The following is an 18,838-nucleotide window of genomic DNA, read 5'->3' as shown; positions in this document are numbered from 1 at the left end:
TTAGTCAATTCGTTTGAATTATTTCCCTTTTCTGATGACAAAATATCCAATATGTTGTTGGTTGTCGTGTTGTCGTGGCGAAACAACCTCATATACGCCATCTGGCAGAAACCCTACGGGGATTGCTGTGTCAGCGGGATGGGTGGCAAGTGTTTGTCCTTGCATAGAACAAATGGCAATTGTGGTAATCTCCCCAGTCAGCAGTTCGGTAGGAACGTGAAGAGTTGTACCATCGCAGTCGAGTAGGGAAGTCTTAGCCTCTTGTTGAGCAGTCGTTCGGTTAGGTTGAGCAGGCTGGCTCTCCTGTCCGTAGCGATCTACTGCTGATACTGCGAAGTGAAGTGGTGCTTCTGTTTTCTGTCGTTTGATTTCTATTGTCGTATCTTGCCAACGGATGGCGACGATGTTGTTGGCATCATTTGTGTTGACAGGATAGTGAGTAGAAGCATAGACGGTATAGACGATGTATTCGTTGGGATGCTGTGAGGTAACAGGAGCCCAAGACAACCGGTAGCCCGATGGAGACGGAGTTGCCGAGAAGTGCTGTGGAGCCGCAGGCGCAGGTGTTGATGTCTTGAGGGCAGGGGTGAGCGCCAATGTGGCATCGAAACGACAAACGAAGTCGTATATGCCCTTCACATTGTCTGTGAGGAATTTTGTACGGAAGTAAGCATGTCCCAATCCCATTTGTCGTGCCACATTCATTTGTCTTTCAACAGCCGACAGCGACCAGTTGCGCTCTTTGGGTGAGAGCATATAAATGCCCAGTCCTGCTGCTGTTTGTCCATCATAACGGTTGTCGCTCCAATCGCTGGCAAAAGGATAAAAGTGTTTGCCGTCGAAATACATCATCGGATAGAGTTGATCCATTATTCCGTCACGTAACCATTGCTGTGCATCTTGACAAACGCGTGTGTATGCATTCCACCCATAGCTTTCTTGTCGGTCGAGGTCTTTGTATTTTCCGATAGGAGAACAGCTCATTTTTACCCAAGGTTTGATGGATTTCACCCTTTGGCTAATTGCCTGTGCGATGCGAGTAATATACGTACGTCCCGTCTGCCTGTTGATATTAATTTTCCATGTTTCTGGGTAGCGGATGTAGTCGAGATGGATTCCGTCCACATCGTAACGCTTGGTAATGTCGCCACAAAGGTCTGCCAGATAGTCTGCAGTACCAGCCGCTTCAGGATTCATATATGCCTCGTCTCCTATACGTTTGACGAGGTGTGGGTTGCGTCGCATTAGGTTGCGAGCTCCAGCTCCATTCCATTTACCTATCGGAATGGTGACCACCCAAGCGTGCAGTTCCATACCTCTGCGATGACATTCATCGATGGCAAACTGCAGGGGATCGTAGCCGGGATTTTGACCGGGATTGCCCGATGTGCATCCGTCCCATGGCTCTTGTGTAGAGGGGTAAATGACAGTACCGCGGATACGCGTCTGAAAGAGCACGGTATTGACGTGAGCCTCTTTCAGAAGGTCGAGGGTGCGACATAGTTCTTCTTGTTGCCGATGTATAGATTTAGTAGACTGCGCATAGTTATGCGGCCAGTCTAATCCACCTACTGTGGTGAGCCATGCTGCCCTTAATTCATGCTTCGGCTGTGCTTTACAGGAAAGCGCAAAGAGTGCGATGAGGATATATAAAAAGGTTGTCCGTTTCAATTTATTAGAGTTTTTGTGCACAAAGGTACAAAAAAGTTGGTAGAACGGCGTTCAAACTATAAAGTTTTTATTATCTTTGCACGAAGTTTATAAATAACAACTAAAAAATGGTATCTTTTATATTGAGTCTTGTGGCTCTGATTTTGGGATATCTTCTCTATGGACGCTTTGTGGAGAAGGTATTCGGTCCAGACGACCGTGTGACGCCAGCTGTTGCTAAGGCTGACGGTGTTGACTATCTTGTACTTCCTGGATGGAAGATTTTCATGATTCAATTTTTGAACATTGCCGGTACTGGTCCTATTTTCGGCGCTATTCTGGGCGCGAAGTTTGGTCCTGTGGCTTATCTGTGGATTGTGCTCGGCTGTATTTTTGCCGGAGCTACGCACGATTATCTCAGTGGTATGCTTTCCATGCGTAATGACGGAGCCAGTCTGCCTGAACTTATCGGCAAGTATCTGGGCCGCAATGCCAAGATGGTGATGTTGGCCTTCACCGTACTGCTGCTTATCATGGTCGGTACGGTATTTGTATATTCCCCAGCCGAGATCCTTCATTCGATATGGGGTTCGAGTCTGTTTTGGATTATAGTCATTTTTGCTTATTATGTAATTGCAACCATGTTGCCAATCGATAAGATCATAGGAAAGATCTATCCTCTTTTCGCTTTTTCGTTGCTTTTTATGGCAGGCGCTCTTATGGTGATGCTCTTTGTGAAGATGCCTCAGCTTCCAGAGCTATGGACTCATTTTTATAATATGGGTGCAGAAGCCGAACCGGAGAAATGGACAGATCAGATATTTCCTTGTCTCTTTATCACTATTGCCTGTGGTGCCATTAGCGGTTTCCACGCTACTCAAAGTCCATTGATGGCTCGTTGTGTGAAAAGTGAGCACATGGGACGCCCCATCTTCTATGGTGCCATGATTACCGAAGGAGTTGTTGCCTTGATTTGGGCTACCGTATCATCTTGGTTCTTCTATGGCAGTCCGGCTCCTGGATACGAACTGATTGCTGCTGTGAATACAGGATTTTCGACATCAGCCCCTGCGGTCGTAAATATCGTTTGTAACGACTGGTTGGGTGTGGCAGGTGCTATTCTTGCCTTGTTGGGTGTCGTAGCTGCCCCTATTACCAGTGGTGATACTGCATTCCGTTCTGCCCGTCTGATCATTGGTGAATGGCTTCATATCGACCAACGTCCAATCATCAAGCGTCTTGCCATTTGTCTGCCCTTGTTTATATCCTCCATCGCCATGTTGGTTTGGCAGATAGAAAATCCTGATGGCTTCAATATCATTTGGCAGTATTTTGGATGGGCAAACCAGACGCTTAGTGTATTTACCCTTTGGACATTAACGGTGTATCTTGTACGCCAGAAGAAACCCTATATCATCACGCTCATACCTGCGTTGTTGATGACAACGGTGTGTACCACATTCCTCTTTGTCTCCAAACAAGCATTCCACCTGCCAGAAAACATCGGATATCTGTTAGGCATCCTCTGTCTGGTTGTAGCTCTTGTGTGGTTTATTGTCTGGTACAGAAAAGAAAAAAGCAAATTAGTATAAACTCTTAAATACAAAAACATTATGTTAAGTGTAGAACAACTCGTGGATCAACTTATTGATCTCTCCTTTGCCGAAGATATTGGCGATGGTGACCACACCACTTTGTGTTGTATTCCTGCTGACGCCATGGGAAAATCGCATCTACTCATTAAGGAAGATGGTATTCTTGCTGGTGTAGAAGTTGCCAAAGAAGTGTTCCGTCGCTTTGACCCAGAAATGCAGGTAGAAGTACTGATGGGTGACGGATCGAAAGTGAAGAAAGGCGACATTGCCATGGTAGTAACAGGTAAGGTGCGCTCTTTGCTTCAGACAGAGCGTCTGATGCTTAATATCATGCAGCGCATGAGTGGTATTGCCACCATGACCAATCGTTATGTAGAACGCTTGCAAGGTACAGGAACACGCGTGCTCGATACCCGTAAGACCACACCAGGTATGCGCATGTTGGAGAAACAGGCCGTGAAGATTGGCGGTGGTGTGAACCATCGTATTGGCTTGTTTGACATGATTCTGTTGAAAGACAATCATATAGATTTCGCAGGAGGCATTGTTAATGCTATTGACCGCTGCCACAAGTATCTTGAAGAAAAAGGACTCCATCTAAAGATAGAAATTGAGGTACGCTCGTTTGATGAATTGCAGCAGGTTCTCGACCATGGTGGCGTAGATCGCATCATGCTCGATAATTTCTCTGTTGCTGACACCAAGAAGGCGGTTGACATTATCGCACATCGTTATGAAACAGAGTCGAGTGGTGGTATTACCTTTGATACCATTCGCGACTACGCTGAACAAGGTGTTGATTTCATCTCGGTTGGCGCTCTGACCCATTCTGTCAAGGGATTGGATATGAGTTTCAAGGCTTGTTAGATGTTGATGTATAACTATGAAATTTCACGATAATGTTACAATGTAAACGAATGATTCTTTCGGTGAGCATGCTGATGGCAACCATGATGGCCACCGAAATGGAAGCTTGCACCAATTTTATTGTCGGCAAGAAAGCCAGTGTTGACGGATCGGTCATCTGCAGTTATAGTGCAGATTCCTTTGGCTCTTACATGCCACTTTATCATTATGCAGCAGGTAAACATGCTAAGGGTACCAAGCGTAAGGTTTATGAATGGGATACCAATAAATATCTTGGCGAGATTGATGAAGCAGAAGAAACCTATAATGTAGTTGGAAATACCAACGAATGGCAAGTTACTATTGGTGAGACTACGTATGGCGGTCGTGAGGAAATGGTTGATTCTACAGGTATCATCGACTATGGTTCACTCATTTATATCGCCCTGCAACGTTCACGCTCAGCTCGTGAGGCCATCCGCGTAATGACCTCTCTTGTAGAACAATATGGTTATTGTTCAGAAGGTGAGACATTCACCATCTGTGATGCTGACGAAGCATGGATTATGGAGATGCAGGGATGCGGTCCTGATCGAAAGGTATCCAAAGAGCGTACCGTATGGGTTGCTTTGCGTATTCCCGATGATGCTATCTGTGCACACGCCAACCAGAGCCGTATCGGACGTTTTAATATGAAGGACAATAAAAACGTTCTCTATTCAAAGAATGTGGTGAAGTATGCCCGTAAGATGGGATGGTACACTGGTAAGGATGAAGATTTCGCATGGAAATGGACTTATGCAGCGCCCGATTTCTCTGGTCGCCGTATTTGTGATGCTCGTGCATGGAGTTTCTTCAATCACCATAAGAAGGGAATGGAACGCTATCTGCCATGGGTACTCGGTAAGGACAAAGATGCCGAGGATATGCCTTTGTGGTTAGTACCTGACAAGAAACTGAGTGTTGCCGATGTCATCAACGACATGCGTGATCACTATGAAGGCACCCCGTTGGCTATTGATTCTACCGACATCGGAGGAGGAATCTGGCAGATGCCTTATCGCCCGACACCTCTTTACTATAAGGTTGATGGTAAAACTTACTTCAACGAGCGCCCAATCTCAACCCAGCAGGCATCCTTCGTATTTGTTTCGCAGATGCGTTCTTGGTTACCTCGTGAGGTAGGAGGATGTTTCTGGTTTGGCAACGATGATGGCAATATGGTGGCATTCGTGCCTATCTATTGTTCGATGACCCAGCGTCCGGAATGCTTCAATGCACCAGGAGCTGATGCCATCACTTTCAGCGACCGTAGTGCTTTCTGGGTGTGCAACTGGGTGAGCAATATGGTTTATCCCCGTTATTCAGCTCTCTTCCCCGACTTGAAACAGGTGAGAGACTCTTTGCAGCAGTCTTATTTCGACCAACAGGCAGAAATAGAGGCGAAGGCACAGACGATGGAACCTGCACAGATGCAGAAGTTCCTCAATGACTATAGTGTCAATAAAGCACAGCAGATGCTTGCTCGTTGGAAGCAGTTGGCTACCTATCTTATCGTTCGCCATAACGACATGGCAGTCAAACCTGTAGATGCTCAGGGACGATTTTTGCGTAGCGAGTATGGTTTTGGTAAAACTGTTGAACGTCCTGGTTATCCTCAGCCGTTTGCTCGTCGCCTTGTCAAAGAAGCTGGCGATCGATATAGTAAACCTGAATAAAAAAGCTACAATAAGCCTAAATCCGGTCATAAGGATTTGGGAGAGATTAAATAATCAGCACACTGGTTTCCCCGACCGGTGTGCTTTTTTTTATTTGCTTGTCCAGGAATGCGAATATTTTAAGGTTCTGTATAGAGAAAAAAGATAAAAAACTTGGTAGTGAGTCAATTAGTTTGTATATTTGCATATTGGTTAACCACGACCATATCATATTACTAACACCTAACCAGATAATATATGACCAAAATCGTAACTGTTTCAACCTCTGTGCTTGTCAAGAGTGTTTTGACGATATTTGTGTTGGCAATAGCATTGTTAGCCCAAGCAAAAAGTCAATATGACGGCTTCAAGACCGCCCACCTTCAACAGTTGTATAAGAATGCAGAAGCAGCCATTTATAATGATAATGCCATGCAACTTTCACAAATGCTGATGAGAGAAGGAAAGAAGCAGAACGATACGCTTGCCATTACTGAAGCCTATACGCAGCAAGTGTATATTTATGCGCTGAAAGATAAAAATCCTAATAAGGCGCGTGAAATCCTTTACGAACTGAAACAGCACTATCCTAAGCGTATGAATGCCATTTTCAACTGCTTTCGCTTTGTGATGTATGGTTATCAGAACAACGGACTATTCCATACTGCAATGGTCATAGCACGCGAAATGACAAATATTTCCCAAGAACCTCGCTGTGTGATAGAAGGCAAAAGTGCTATCTATGAACACTATAATGATACCAATAATGAGCAAATGGCATTGAATACTATGCAGGAACTCTGTCAATATATTGACCGCACCTTCCCAGGTGAAAAGATCAAAAAAGCCTATATGGCAGCGACCATATTCTCTGAAATGGCATTAGCGGCTTGCAGCAATGGTAAGAATGCTTTGGCGTTGAAGTATCTGAAGCGTACTAAGGAACTCTACGATAAGTATAAAGATGACTATGAAAAGCGCGACCATCCATCGCAACATTGCCTGTGGGCATTTCAATTGAATCGGTATTGGTATATTTATGGCACCTATTGTTTGCAGCATGATACAAAGAATAGCAAACCGAAAGGTGACAACATAGAATTGTCAACCGTGCTAAAAACATTATTAGCAGACAAAAGCGATGATTCAAAGCGCTATTACTATAATCTTGTTATGGAACAGGCTATGAACCAAGGCAAATGGCACCAGGCTTTACAAGCTTCCGATTCTATTGTCGCTATCAAGAAACGTATGGAAATAAATCCATATACCAGTTTGTATTTTAAGAATCGTGCAGAAATATTGGAACATCTGAGAGACTATAAAGGTGTCGTAGAATGTTATAAGAAACTGGTGGAAATCAACGATTCTAATCGTCTGGCGGAGGCACGTAGCAGTACGGAGGAATTCTCACAACTTCTTGGATTGCATGATCTTCAACGCCGCAACTCTGCTATTCAGGAAGAACTCGAACATAAGAAATTGCAAGAGGCATATTTCTTTATCTTTGTCTCTGTTGTCATATTGATCGTATTAGGATTGTGGCTCTTCTCGGCATTAAGGGCACGCAAAAAATTGCAGAGAGCTTATAATGATGTGTCGCGTGCACTTGAAATGAAAACCAATTTCATCCGTAATATCCAACATGAGATTCGTACACCGCTCAACGCCATTGTGGGTTTCTCTCAGATTGTAGATATGAATTATGCAGATAATCCAGAGTGTAAGGAGATGACCAAACTCATCGTCGATAATGGCGTCTTATTGACTAAATTGATCGACAATATTATTGATGTGTCGGATGTTGAGAGCAGACAGTTGAAGGTAAGTACTTTCAATCCGGTAGCATTACTCCACGATACAGTACGTCAGATGGAACATCATACAGAATGTTCGTTTGAAATAACAACGCAAATGGAGCCAAATTCCGACCAGACATTCTGCAGTGATATGGATCTCATAGGCAAAGCGTTAGCACTCGTTATTGATAATGCTACAAAATTTGCAAAAGAAGGTCATGTGGTGTTGAACTGTGCCATAGATGGAGATCTCTTGCGTTATACGGTGACCGATAACGGTCCTGGTATTCCTGCCGATAAGCAAGAATGGGTTTTCGAACAGTTTACAAAGATTAATCCGTTTACTGTAGGTACGGGTATTGGACTTCCTCTGTGCCGTGCCATAGCCCGCCGCTTGGGAGGAAATGCAAAGATAGATGCCTGTTATACGCAAGGATGTCGCATCATTATAGAAGTGAAGCGTATGAAAGGGTAGAGGAGTTGTATAACAGGGCAACAAAAAAAATCGCTGTCCTCATCATGAGAACAGCGATTCCATTGTCTATATTAACCTTTTCACATCGGAGGCTGATTATTTCAGACCACGGTTGGCCATGGTCGCGTTCAGCAGCATTACATACTTTTTGTACTGCTCTTCATTAAGTACGGTGTGCATGTAAGCCAAGTCCTTGTTGATGGCTTTGTTCATCATAGTACCACGCTCTTCCTTGCTTGACTGTCCGGCAAAGTCCATTTCTGCACAGAATACCTTGTGGATGTCAGCAACGCTTGCCTTTTGGTCACCAGTCAAATCAAGTGCACGTGAGAGCATGTTCATGTTGATGTTCATGTTGTAAGCCTCAGCATTGTTTACGCTGTTAGTGTTCTCATTGTCTGCAAAAGCCATTGTCATGCTCAACATTGCAGCTACTGCAAAAATCATTCTTTTCATTTTAGTTACCCTTTCTTTTACCTTAAATTAATAATGTTATCCTTACTTGTCTTCAGGTCTTTTTCCTGTTTGACGATGCAAAGATAGAGAGTATTTTGATATCATACAAGTGGTTTTGTATGTTTGTGTGCGCAAACAGCTTGTTTCTTGATTTTAATCAAATAACAGCGAATATAGAACACATTTTATCAGATTTTCACGAAAGCGCATAGAATATTTGTTTTTCCATCAAATTATGCGTACCTTTGCATACAAATTGAAAATAGAGTTAGAAACATAATTGTAATACAAATAGATAAAGATATGAATAACGCAAACAATAAGTTTATAGCCCTCACTTACAAACTCTATGTGGATGGTGATCATGGTAAAGAAATGGTAGAAGAAGCTAAGGCTGACAGACCATTCCATTTTATAAGTGGATTTGGATTTGCCCTCGATGCTTTTGAACAACAGGTGATTTCCTTGGAAAAGGGTGCGCAGTTCAGCTTCTCTCTTTCTAAAGACGAAGCTTATGGTGATTATGACGATCAACAGGTTGCATCGTTGGACCGTACCATATTCCATGTGAATGGCAAATTTGATAGCGAACATATATATGAGGATGCCATTGTTCCCTTGCAAAACGCAGAAGGGCAACGCTTCTACGGTCGTGTATTGGAAGTGGGCAACGATAAGGTGAAAATAGATATGAATCACCCTCTGGCTGGCGAGACCCTCTATTTTGAAGGTGAGATTCTGGAAAACAGAGATGCTACAGAAGATGAGGTTAAGAAACTGATTGCTCATCTCAGCGGTAAAGGTTGCGGTGGCGGTTGCCATCACGACGGTGAAGGATGTTGTGGCGGTGGGTGTGGGAACCACGACGGGGAAGGGTGTTGCGGGGGACACGGCGATGGGGAATGCAGTTGCGGTGGCCACTGTCATGAAAACTAATCATTAAAACGATATAAGGTGAAAAATACGTTTGGACATCTTTTCACGCTTACCACATTCGGGGAAAGCCACGGTGAGGCAATTGGCGGTGTGGTAGATGGAATGCCTGCGGGCATTCTCATCAATCCTGATTTCATCCAACAGGAACTTGATCGCCGACGTCCGGGACAAAGCAAGATAACCACGGGACGGCAGGAAGCCGATCGTGTCGAACTGCTTAGCGGTGTTTTTGAAGGACGTTCGACAGGATGTCCTATTGGTTTTATTGTACGTAACACCAACCAACATTCGTATGATTATGACAACATGCGTGATACATTCAGACCATCGCATGCTGATTATACCTATCAACAAAAATACGGACTGAGAGACCATCGCGGTGGTGGACGTTCGTCAGCTCGCATTACCATCAGTCGGGTTGTAGGAGGTGCATTGGCAAAACTTGCTTTACAACAGTTGGGTATTTCGGTCGAGGCGTTCACCTCTCAGGTAGGGGATATTGCCTTATTGCATGATTATACCCATTACGATCTATCGTTACGGGAGAATAATATCGTGCGTTGTCCAGATAGCGAGAAGGCTGCGGAAATGGTGCGCTTGATAGAAAGCGTCAAAGCTGATGGCGATACTATTGGTGGTATTATCACTTGTGTGGTAAAAGGGTGTCCTGCTGGATTGGGTGAGCCTGAATTTGGAAAATTACATGCTGCTCTTGGTAGTGCCATGTTGAGTATCAATGCTGCCAAAGGTTTTGAATATGGTGAAGGTTTCAGTTGCGTCAACTCACGTGGTTCTCAGCAGAATGACATCTTCGTCAATCGAGATCATCACATCACCACATTAACCAACCACAGTGGTGGAATTCAAGGTGGCATCAGCAATGGAGAAGATATCTATTTCCGTGTTGCCTTCAAACCAGTGGCTACCATTCTGCGCGAGCAACAGACTGTCAACATCGAAGGACAGGAAACAACGCTTTTAGCGCGTGGCAGACACGATCCTTGTGTATTGCCTCGTGCCGTACCTATTGTAGAAGCAATGACGGCAATGACCATCTTAGACTATTATCTGCAAAACAAGGCAACGACTTTGTAAATAAGGCATAAGAGTCAATTCGTCCAAACACAGATTGAATAGGAATAGCAAACAGGTGTCAGTTTCTGATGCCTGTTTTTTTTTCGACTATAGAAAGATGAAACTGGTGCGGTTTCTATATTTACAAGAATGAGTATGTCATGACTTGACAGCGCATAAAAAAAGGCAAGGCCCATATAGAGCCTTGCCAATGATTATAGAGAGGAGAGGGGATTAGTCTTCCCAGTTCTCCTGAGTCTTGCGAACATAGGTCTTGTAACGCTGCTGAGCCATCTTCTGTGCCTCGGCAAACAGTTCTTCGGCCTCGTTAGGATAAGCCTTCTTGACAGAAAGGTAACGAACCTCACCAAGCAGGAAGTCGTGGAAGTTTGCCCAGTTAGGCTCCTTAGAGTCGAGTGAGAATGGGTTCTTGCCCTCGGCTGCCAACTCTGGGTTGAAGCGCCACAGGTGCCAGTAACCACATTCTACAGCCTTCTTCTCCTCAGCCTGGCTCTTACCCATACCGCCCTTGGCCTTCAGACCGTGGTTGATACATGGAGCGTAAGCAATGATGAGTGAAGGTCCGTGGTAAGCTTCTGCCTCGCGGATGGCTTTAAGGGTCTGAGCGTGGTCAGCACCCATAGCAATCTGAGCAACATAAACATATCCATAGGTAGTGGCAATCATACCGATATCCTTCTTCTTGATGCGCTTACCCTGTGCAGCAAACTGTGCGATAGCACCGAGAGGAGTAGCCTTTGAAGCCTGACCACCGGTGTTAGAGTAAACCTCGGTATCGAGAACGAGAATGTTCACATCCTCACCGCTGGCGATAACGTGGTCGAGACCGCCGTAACCGATATCGTAAGAAGCACCGTCACCACCGATGATCCACTGTGAACGTTTCACGAGATAGTGGTCGAGTGTCTGCAGTTCTTTGCAGATATCGCATCCAGCCTCTGCACCTGCCTTGATGCAAGCCTTGAGTTTTGGAGCAATCTCCTTGGTCTTTTCAGCGTCTTCCTTGTTGTCAATCCATTCCTGAGCAAGAGCCTTGTATTCGGCAGGTGCATTCTCGCTGGCGATGATTTCGCCGAGCAGGATGGCAACGCGCTCCTTCATCTTCTTGTTACCCATAGTCATACCAAGACCGAATTCGCAGAAGTCCTCAAACAATGAGTTGTTGAAGGCAGGACCCTGACCCTTTTCGTTGGTGGTGTATGGAGTAGAAGGAATTGATGCAGAGTAGATTGAAGAACAACCGGTAGCGTTGGCAATCATCTGACGGTCACCGAAGAGCTGAGACAGCAACTTCACGTATGGAGTCTCACCGCAACCAGCGCAAGCACCCGAGAATTCGAAGAGAGGCTGAGCAAACTGTGAGTTCTTCACGTTGCTCTTCACGTCAACGAGATCCTGCTTAGACTTCACGTCCTTCACAAGTTTCTCCCAGTTCTTAGCTTCCACCTTCATATCCGCAGCATCGGGGTTGAATGGAGCCATGGTGAGAGCCTTGCCGAGTTTTGGATTACCTGGGCAGATATCAGCACAGTTACCGCAGCCAAGACAGTCGAGTACTGATGTCTCGATACGGAAGTGCATGCCCTTCATAGCGGCAGGAGCCTTCATCTGGATAGTCTTGAAGTCGTCGCCGAATCCTGCAAGTTCCTCGTCGGTCAGAACGAATGGACGGATGGCAGCGTGAGGACAGATGTATGCACACTGGTTACACTGGATACAGTTGTCTGGATTCCAAACGGGAACGAAGGCTTCTACACCACGCTTCTCGTAAGCAGCAGTACCAACCTGCCATGAACCGTCAACGGTGTTGTGCTTCACAAAGTCGTTCACAGTCAGCAGATCACCGGCCTGGGCGTTGATGGGGCGAACAAGCTCCTTAACGAATGCGGGAGCGTCGTCCTGCTTCTCGGCATCATCAGCCAAGTTAGCCCATTCGGGTTTAACCTCGAATTTCTTGAATTCACCACCACGGTCGATAGCAGCATAGTTTTTGTCAACAACGTCCTGACCCTTGGCACCGTAAGACTTCAAGGCAGCAGCCTTCATCTTTTCAACGGCAAATTCTACAGGGATAACCTTTGTGATACGGAAGAAGGCACTCTGTAGGATAGTGTTGGTGCGGTTACCCAGACCGATTTCCTGTGCAATCTTGGTAGCGTTGATGGTATAGACAGTAATGTTGTTCTGTGCGAAGTAGCGCTTAACCTTGTTAGGCATGAATTTCTCCAGTTCAGCATCATCAAAGATGGTGTTCAACAGGAATGTACCGTTCTTCTGCAGACCACGTGTTACATCATACATGTGGAGGTAAGCCTGAACGTGGCAAGCTACGAAGTTAGGAGTAGTTACCAGATAGGTAGAACGGATAGGAGTATCACCGAAACGCAGGTGCGAGCAGGTGAAACCGCCAGACTTCTTAGAGTCGTATGAGAAGTAAGCCTGGCAATATTTGTCGGTGTTGTCACCGATAATCTTTACAGAGTTCTTGTTGGCACCGACAGTACCGTCAGCACCCAGACCGTAGAACTTAGCCTGGAACATGCCGTCGCCACCGAGTGCGATTTCCTCTACTGCAGGCAGAGAGGTGAAGGTCACGTCGTCAACGATACCCACGGTGAAGTGGTTCTTGGGCTCTGGCATAGCGAGGTTGTTGAATACAGAGATGATCTTGGCGGGAGTAACGTCTGATGAGCCGAGACCGTAGCGGCCACCTACGATGAGAGGACGGTTTTCCTGGTCGTAGAAAGCTGCCTTAACGTCGAGGTACAGAGGTTCGCCGTCGGCTCCTGGCTCCTTGGTGCGGTCGAGTACAGCGATGCGCTTTACGCTCTTGGGAACTGAAGCGAGCAAGTGCTTCACTGAGAAAGGACGATAGAGGTGTACGCTGATCATGCCGACTTTCTGTCCGTTGGCGTTCAGATAGTCGATAGCCTCGCGTGCAGCGTCTGTTGCAGAACCCATGAGGATAATCATTCTGTCTGCATCCTCAGCTCCATAGTATGAGAAGAGGTGGTATTCACGACCGGTAATCTTAGAAATCTCACCGAGATACTTCTCTACTACTTCAGGTACTGAATTATAGTAGCTGTTGCATGCTTCACGGTGTGTGAAGAATGTTTCGGGGTTCTCAGCGGTACCGCGAGTAACAGGGCGCTCAGGGCTCATAGCACGGTCGCGGAAGCGCTTGATGTATTCCTCGTTGACGAGAGGACGGATATCTTCCTGATCCATCAACTCAATCTTATGATACTCGTGAGAGGTGCGGAAACCATCGAAGAAGTTAACGAAAGGAACGCAAGTCTCGAGCGTTGCGAGGTGGGCAACGGCAGTCATATCCATCACCTCTTGAACAGAACCTTCGCAGAGCATGGCGAAACCGGTCTGGCGGCAAGCCATGACGTCCTGGTGGTCACCGAAGATACACAGTGAATGTGAAGCCAGAGTACGTGCAGAAACGTCGAATACGCATGGGATAAGCTCACCGGCAATCTTGTACATGTTAGGAATCATCAGGAGCAGACCCTGTGATGCGGTGAATGTGGTGGTGAGAGCACCGGCCTGCAGTGAACCGTGAACGGCACCTGCGGCACCAGCCTCAGACTGCATTTCCTGTACTGCTACGTTTTGTCCCCAGAGGTTCTTACGACCACGAGCAGCCCATTCATCGACGTGCTCCGCCATTGGAGATGACGGGGTGATGGGGTAGATAGCAGCTACTTCCGAGAACATGTAGCTCACGTGAGCAGCAGCCTCATTACCATCACAAGTGATAAATTTCTTTTCTTTTGCCATTGTTTTAATAAAAATATTAAATGATAAAACTTTGTTTAGTATAGGAATCCCAGAAGCCATAGTGGTATCTGGTTGTCTTTTCCGATTTCTGTATTATAGCGTGCATAGATGGTGTCGGGCGAGTTTCGGGTCTTTCCTGATGCTTCTGCATCACAGACGCGGAATTTCAAGCGTTCATCTACAATATATAAGGAGTCGCGCGAACCTTGATTTACCTTATGGTCTTTCCACAGCGAATTGACGAAGAAGGTCTCCATGGCATTCTGCTTTTCTACGTGGATGGGGTAGATGGCATAAAGCAGATTGGAGTTGTGCAGCATGATTTTTGCCGGTTTCTTGGGGAAATCCTGTCCCACAGGGTAAATCATGTTCAGCAGTCTGGCGTCAGTAAGATATTTCACGTAGTTCATGACTGTGGCGCGACTGGTCTCTATCTTGTTGGCCAACTGGCTGACGTTGGGCGCTTTCGGACCTTCTTCTGCCAGGAGGTAGAACAGTTGTTTGATTTTCGTGAGATATTTCAGTTCAATCTGTTTGATGAGCAGGATATCCACTTCTGTCATCATGTTCATGGTTTTCAGCAGGTTTTCCGAATAGTTGCGCTGTTCCTGATAGAATGGATAGAAACCATGATGAATATAATCTTGGAAGTATTTGTTGGGTGATACCTTTGGTAATATTTCCTTGATGATGTGCTCGTGGTCGGCAAGAATCTCTTCAAGCGTATAGGGATGGAAATTGTTGCCGGTTTGGAGGTTGATGAATTCACGGAAGGAGAAACCTCTGAGGTTATAACTCTTCACGATGCCGTTCAGTTCGGGGTTTTCCTCTTTCAGTCGCATCACGCTTGATCCGGTGAATACTATTTTCAGTCCGGGATGCTCGTCATAACATCGACGAAGCTCCTCCGACCAGTTGGGTTGTTTGAAAACCTGGTCAACCAACAATACGCGTCCTCCTCTGTGATAGAATTCTCCTGCAAAATCTGCAATGCCTCTCTCCTGAAAATAGAAATTGTTCATGTTGATATAGAGACATTGGCGGTCTTGAATGTCGAATTTCTCTTTTGCATATTGCAACAGGAAGGTAGTCTTTCCGATACCACGCGTTCCCTTGATGCCTATCAAGCGGTCGTTCCAGTTGATTTCGTCCATGAGGATTCTGCGAACGGGTGCGTTCGTGTGCTCAACCAAATATCGATGTGTTCGAAAGAATGCTTCCATTGAAAAGTACGATTTGTTTTAAAACGTTTGCAAAGTTAATAATTTATTTGTAATTTGCAAACTCTATATTGCAAAATATCAAAAAAAAGTTGTAAATTTGCATCCGAAACAAACTATTATGAGTAATTTCTGCCTTTTCAACCCAGAACATGAAATTGCTTTAGCGAGCAATTTGATGAATTTCACAGCTCCCAAGGCTGGACGTATGCTACGTGCCGACTTGGGATTTCTGCCTGTTTTTTGGGCGGAAGAGGGGGATGTTATTCTTGTGGATGATGTTGACAGTTGTCAAAACGCCTTAGACGATTTCCTTTCTGACTGCGCATGGTGGTTGAAAACTGCAGACAAGCATCTGCCTCATGTCGTATGGATTGATGGTCGCAGGATGGATCGTATTCCCCTGCCGTCTTCCATCGACCCTTGGGGATGGGATCCGGCTGTTTGGAACAGATTGTCGCGTATCGCCATAGACAAGGCCTTGTTGCCGTCGCTGCATCATATCGAACAGATACGCCTGTTGGCACATCGTCGTACTGCTGCCCGACTGCTGGCGCAGTTGTCGGGAACGGGAATTGTCGGTGAGGCTTTTGAGTGTCATACGATGAAAGAAGTCGAGGACCTGGTCGCTCGTTACAAGCGTGTCATGATCAAAGCGCCTTGGTCGTCGAGTGGGAGAGGGGTGCGCCCCTTTACTCCTGATAAGCTGTTGGAGGCTCCGCAAAAAAAGTGGATAGAAAACCTTCTCCACCAGCAAGAGTCTGTCATGGTTGAACCCTATTATAATAAGGTGAAGGATTTTGCCATGGAATTTACGATGACCCATGATGGTCAAGTCAGGTATGAAGGTCTGTCGCTCTTCCATACCGACCATACTGCCTATACGGGTAATCTCTTGGCTACAGAAGAGGTGAAGCGAAAAGCCATAAGTACTTATGTTTCAACCCAACAGTTGGATGATATTAAAGTGAAGATTTGTAACTGTTTGCCCAGCCTCTTAACTCCTGTTTATCAAGGTCCTTTAGGCATTGACATGATGGTCGTGGAAGATGGCAACGGTCATTTGCTCTTGCATCCTTGCGTCGAAATCAATCTCCGCCGTACCATGGGACATGTGGCTTTATCGCTTTCCCCTACGCATGGTGATGAGGTTGCCATGATGCAGGTTGTTTACGATCAGCATTACCAACTCAAAATTACCAAGTAACAAGTATTTCGAAATCTCATTTATCAAATAACAAAAAAAACATGAAAAGAAAAACTCTTCTACTAACGCTGCTGGCAGTTACCCTGTGTGGTCATGCGCAGTACAAATCTCAGGTGTGGTCACCCGATAATGGTGACGGAACATACACCAACCCCGTAATCAATGCCGATTATAGCGACCCCGATGTTTGCGTGGGACCTTCTGGCGATGATTACTATATGACAGCATCCAGTTTCCAGTGTATTCCCGGTTTGCCCATCCTTCATTCCAAGGATCTCGTCAACTGGCAGTTTGTGGGACATGCGGTGAAGGAACTTGAACCCAAAGAGGTTTTCGACAAACCGTCACACGGTAACGGTATCTGGGCGCCTTCCATCCGTTATCATAACGGCGAATATTATATCTATTGGGGAGATCCTGACTTTGGCGTCTTTATGGTTAAAAGCAAAGATCCCGCAGGAGAATGGAGCAAACCGCATTGCGTGATAGCAGGCAAGGGAATGATCGACACCACGCCGTTGTGGGATGAAGACGGACGCTGCTATCTGGTCAACGGATGGGCTAGTTCAAGAGCTAAGTTTGCATCGGTGCTGTGTGTGCGTGAACTCTCTGCCGATGGAACACGCGCCATCAGCGATCCTGTCATTGTCTTCGACGGTAATGGTACGGAAAACCGCACTTGCGAAGGTCCTAAATTCTACAAGCGCGACGGATGGTACTGGATTTTGTGTCCTGCCGGCGGCGTACCTACCGGTTTCCAGTTGGCTATGCGCAGCAAGTCGCCATACGGTCCTTACGAACATAAAATCGTATTGGCACAAGGCAAAACCAATATTAACGGTCCTCACCAAGGCGGATGGGTACATACGAAATATGGAGAAGACTGGTTCCTGCACTTCCAAGACAAGGATGCCTATGGTCGTGTGGTTCATTTGAATCCCGTTGACTGGTCCACAGGATGGCCTATCATGGGCAAGAAGGGTGAACCTGTCACCACTTACAAGAAACCCAAGTCGTCATCATCGGTTATTGTCAATCCGGAAGAGAGTGATGAGTTCAACAAGACGACGTTGGGTCTCCAATGGCAATGGCACGCTAATTATCATCAGTTCTTTGGAATGCCTACTGCTTTCGGCACCATGCGTGTTTTCACATATAAACAGGATGGAGGTGCGAAGAATCTTTGGAATGTGCCCAACATGCTGTTGCAGAAGACCCCTGCCGACCGTTTTACCGCAACAACCAAAATTCGCTTCACCTCTAAGGCAGAAGGTCAGTATGGTGGTTTTATCATGATGGGACTTGATTATTCAGCATTGGTAGTGAAACGTGTCGGTAATGAGTTCCGTCTGATACAGATGACCTGTAAATCGGCAGACAAGGGAAATGCGCAGAGCGAGACACTCATCGCCACGCTTCGTCCTACCGCTGTTGATAAGGTAAATTACAAACCAGCTATTCACGAAGATATTTACCTCCGCATGACCGTCAACGATGGTATGATGCAGTTTGCATGGAGTCAGAACGGTAAGAAATTCACCACCTGTGGCGAACCGTTCAAGATGCGTGAAGGAAAATGGATTGGTGCGAAGATCGGTTTCGTAGCAGTAGATACAAATCCCAATGCGGATAAAGGTTGGATTGATGCCGATTGGATTCGCTTCACCAAATAATCATTTCAGCAAGAGACACTCTTAGATGATATCATTTCCGCACCACTTGGACGTTCTTCCAGTGGTGCGGATTTTTTATTAATACGTGGCATGAAAATCCATAGAATACACGGAGCGTTTAGGTTATAGGTTAGAGGTTATAGTTTAGAGGTTATAGGTTAAAGGTTAAAGGTTATAGATTATTTTTAAGATTCTCGTTAAGATTTCGAGCCTGTAAGGCGATCCCCATTAAAATTCTTCCCAAAAGCGAGGCATTCGAGCGCATTTTGGTCAAGGATTTTTGTTAAAGATTATATTTTTAGTTGCCTGTCGGCAAGAAATCTTGGAGGAAATCTTCATGTAAAATCTAAGGACCTAAACGGTCCAGAAATCTATTTAATAATATTGTTATCTTCCT

General features: G+C 45.7%; 12 protein-coding genes. 8 read left to right on the top strand and 4 right to left on the bottom strand.

Annotation, left to right across the window (positions count from 1 at the left end; genetic code table 11):
* Positions 1-18 precede the first annotated feature (18 nt).
* Positions 19-1,671 (bottom strand): glycoside hydrolase family 10 protein, encoded by a 1,653-nt coding sequence (locus CIK89_RS05920; protein WP_094390481.1) that lies wholly within the window; start codon positions 1,669-1,671, stop codon positions 19-21.
* 107 nt (positions 1,672-1,778) lie between these two features.
* On the opposite strand from CIK89_RS05920, the gene CIK89_RS05915 reads away from it, so the two are divergent.
* From CIK89_RS05915 to CIK89_RS05900, 4 genes are all read left to right on the top strand, one after another.
* Complete coding sequence (locus CIK89_RS05915) at positions 1,779-3,242, top strand: carbon starvation protein A (RefSeq protein ID WP_094390480.1); 1,464 nt, start codon at positions 1,779-1,781, stop codon at positions 3,240-3,242.
* A 21-nt stretch (positions 3,243-3,263) separates the two neighbouring features.
* Positions 3,264-4,112, top strand: coding sequence for a carboxylating nicotinate-nucleotide diphosphorylase (gene nadC, locus CIK89_RS05910; RefSeq protein WP_094390479.1), 849 nt, complete (start codon positions 3,264-3,266; stop codon positions 4,110-4,112).
* Positions 4,113-4,162: 50 nt separating this feature from the next.
* A complete protein-coding gene (locus CIK89_RS05905) occupies positions 4,163-5,809 on the top strand; it encodes a dipeptidase (RefSeq protein ID WP_094390478.1) in 1,647 nt (548 codons plus the stop codon).
* A gap of 237 nt (positions 5,810-6,046) precedes the next feature.
* On the top strand, positions 6,047-8,062 hold the full coding sequence (locus CIK89_RS05900; protein WP_094390477.1) for a sensor histidine kinase KdpD: 2,016 nt from the start codon (positions 6,047-6,049) through the stop codon (positions 8,060-8,062).
* A 96-nt stretch (positions 8,063-8,158) separates the two neighbouring features.
* Here the strand turns inward: CIK89_RS05900 and CIK89_RS05895 are convergent, their stop codons facing one another.
* Positions 8,159-8,518: a hypothetical protein gene (locus CIK89_RS05895; RefSeq protein ID WP_094390476.1), complete on the bottom strand. Its 360-nt coding sequence runs from the start codon at positions 8,516-8,518 to the stop codon at positions 8,159-8,161.
* A 303-nt stretch (positions 8,519-8,821) separates the two neighbouring features.
* Here CIK89_RS05895 and CIK89_RS05890 point away from each other — a divergent pair, with 303 nt between their 5' ends.
* Together CIK89_RS05890 and aroC are read left to right on the top strand one after the other, a co-directional pair.
* Positions 8,822-9,454, top strand: coding sequence for a peptidylprolyl isomerase (locus tag CIK89_RS05890; RefSeq protein WP_094390475.1), 633 nt, complete (start codon positions 8,822-8,824; stop codon positions 9,452-9,454).
* 18 nt (positions 9,455-9,472) lie between these two features.
* On the top strand, positions 9,473-10,549 hold the full coding sequence (gene aroC / locus CIK89_RS05885) for a chorismate synthase (protein WP_094390474.1): 1,077 nt from the start codon (positions 9,473-9,475) through the stop codon (positions 10,547-10,549).
* A gap of 213 nt (positions 10,550-10,762) precedes the next feature.
* Here the strand turns inward: aroC and nifJ are convergent, their stop codons facing one another.
* A complete protein-coding gene (gene nifJ, locus CIK89_RS05880; RefSeq protein ID WP_094390473.1) occupies positions 10,763-14,341 on the bottom strand; it encodes a pyruvate:ferredoxin (flavodoxin) oxidoreductase in 3,579 nt (1,192 codons plus the stop codon).
* Positions 14,342-14,376: 35 nt separating this feature from the next.
* Positions 14,377-15,564, bottom strand: a complete 1,188-nt coding sequence (locus tag CIK89_RS05875; protein WP_094390472.1) for an ATP-binding protein — start codon at positions 15,562-15,564, stop codon at positions 14,377-14,379.
* Positions 15,565-15,682: 118 nt separating this feature from the next.
* On the opposite strand from CIK89_RS05875, the gene CIK89_RS05870 reads away from it, so the two are divergent.
* Both CIK89_RS05870 and CIK89_RS05865 read left to right on the top strand, forming a co-directional pair.
* Positions 15,683-16,768, top strand: coding sequence for a hypothetical protein (locus tag CIK89_RS05870; RefSeq protein WP_094390471.1), 1,086 nt, complete (start codon positions 15,683-15,685; stop codon positions 16,766-16,768).
* 41 nt (positions 16,769-16,809) lie between these two features.
* A complete protein-coding gene (locus CIK89_RS05865; RefSeq protein ID WP_094390470.1) occupies positions 16,810-18,441 on the top strand; it encodes a glycoside hydrolase 43 family protein in 1,632 nt (543 codons plus the stop codon).
* The last annotated feature ends 397 nt before the right edge of the window (positions 18,442-18,838 follow it).

Source organism: Prevotella sp. P4-119 (assembly GCF_002251345.1).
Classification (GTDB): Bacteria; Bacteroidota; Bacteroidia; order Bacteroidales; family Bacteroidaceae; genus Prevotella.
This window is presented reverse-complemented; position numbering and strand designations above follow the sequence as displayed.

What these genes read in the sequence shown, in the direction of transcription:
- CIK89_RS05915 (WP_094390480.1), top strand. Translation starts at nt 1,779, where the DNA reads ATGGTATCTTTTATATTGAGTCTTGTGGCTCTGATTTTGGGATATCTT.
- nadC (WP_094390479.1), top strand. Translation starts at nt 3,264, where the DNA reads ATGTTAAGTGTAGAACAACTCGTGGATCAACTTATTGATCTCTCCTTT.
- CIK89_RS05905 (WP_094390478.1), top strand. Translation starts at nt 4,163, where the DNA reads ATGATTCTTTCGGTGAGCATGCTGATGGCAACCATGATGGCCACCGAA.
- CIK89_RS05900 (WP_094390477.1), top strand. Translation starts at nt 6,047, where the DNA reads ATGACCAAAATCGTAACTGTTTCAACCTCTGTGCTTGTCAAGAGTGTT.
- CIK89_RS05895 (WP_094390476.1), bottom strand. Translation starts at nt 8,518, where the DNA reads ATGAAAAGAATGATTTTTGCAGTAGCTGCAATGTTGAGCATGACAATG.
- CIK89_RS05890 (WP_094390475.1), top strand. Translation starts at nt 8,822, where the DNA reads ATGAATAACGCAAACAATAAGTTTATAGCCCTCACTTACAAACTCTAT.
- nifJ (WP_094390473.1), bottom strand. Translation starts at nt 14,341, where the DNA reads ATGGCAAAAGAAAAGAAATTTATCACTTGTGATGGTAATGAGGCTGCT.
- CIK89_RS05875 (WP_094390472.1), bottom strand. Translation starts at nt 15,564, where the DNA reads ATGGAAGCATTCTTTCGAACACATCGATATTTGGTTGAGCACACGAAC.
- CIK89_RS05870 (WP_094390471.1), top strand. Translation starts at nt 15,683, where the DNA reads ATGAGTAATTTCTGCCTTTTCAACCCAGAACATGAAATTGCTTTAGCG.
- CIK89_RS05865 (WP_094390470.1), top strand. Translation starts at nt 16,810, where the DNA reads ATGAAAAGAAAAACTCTTCTACTAACGCTGCTGGCAGTTACCCTGTGT.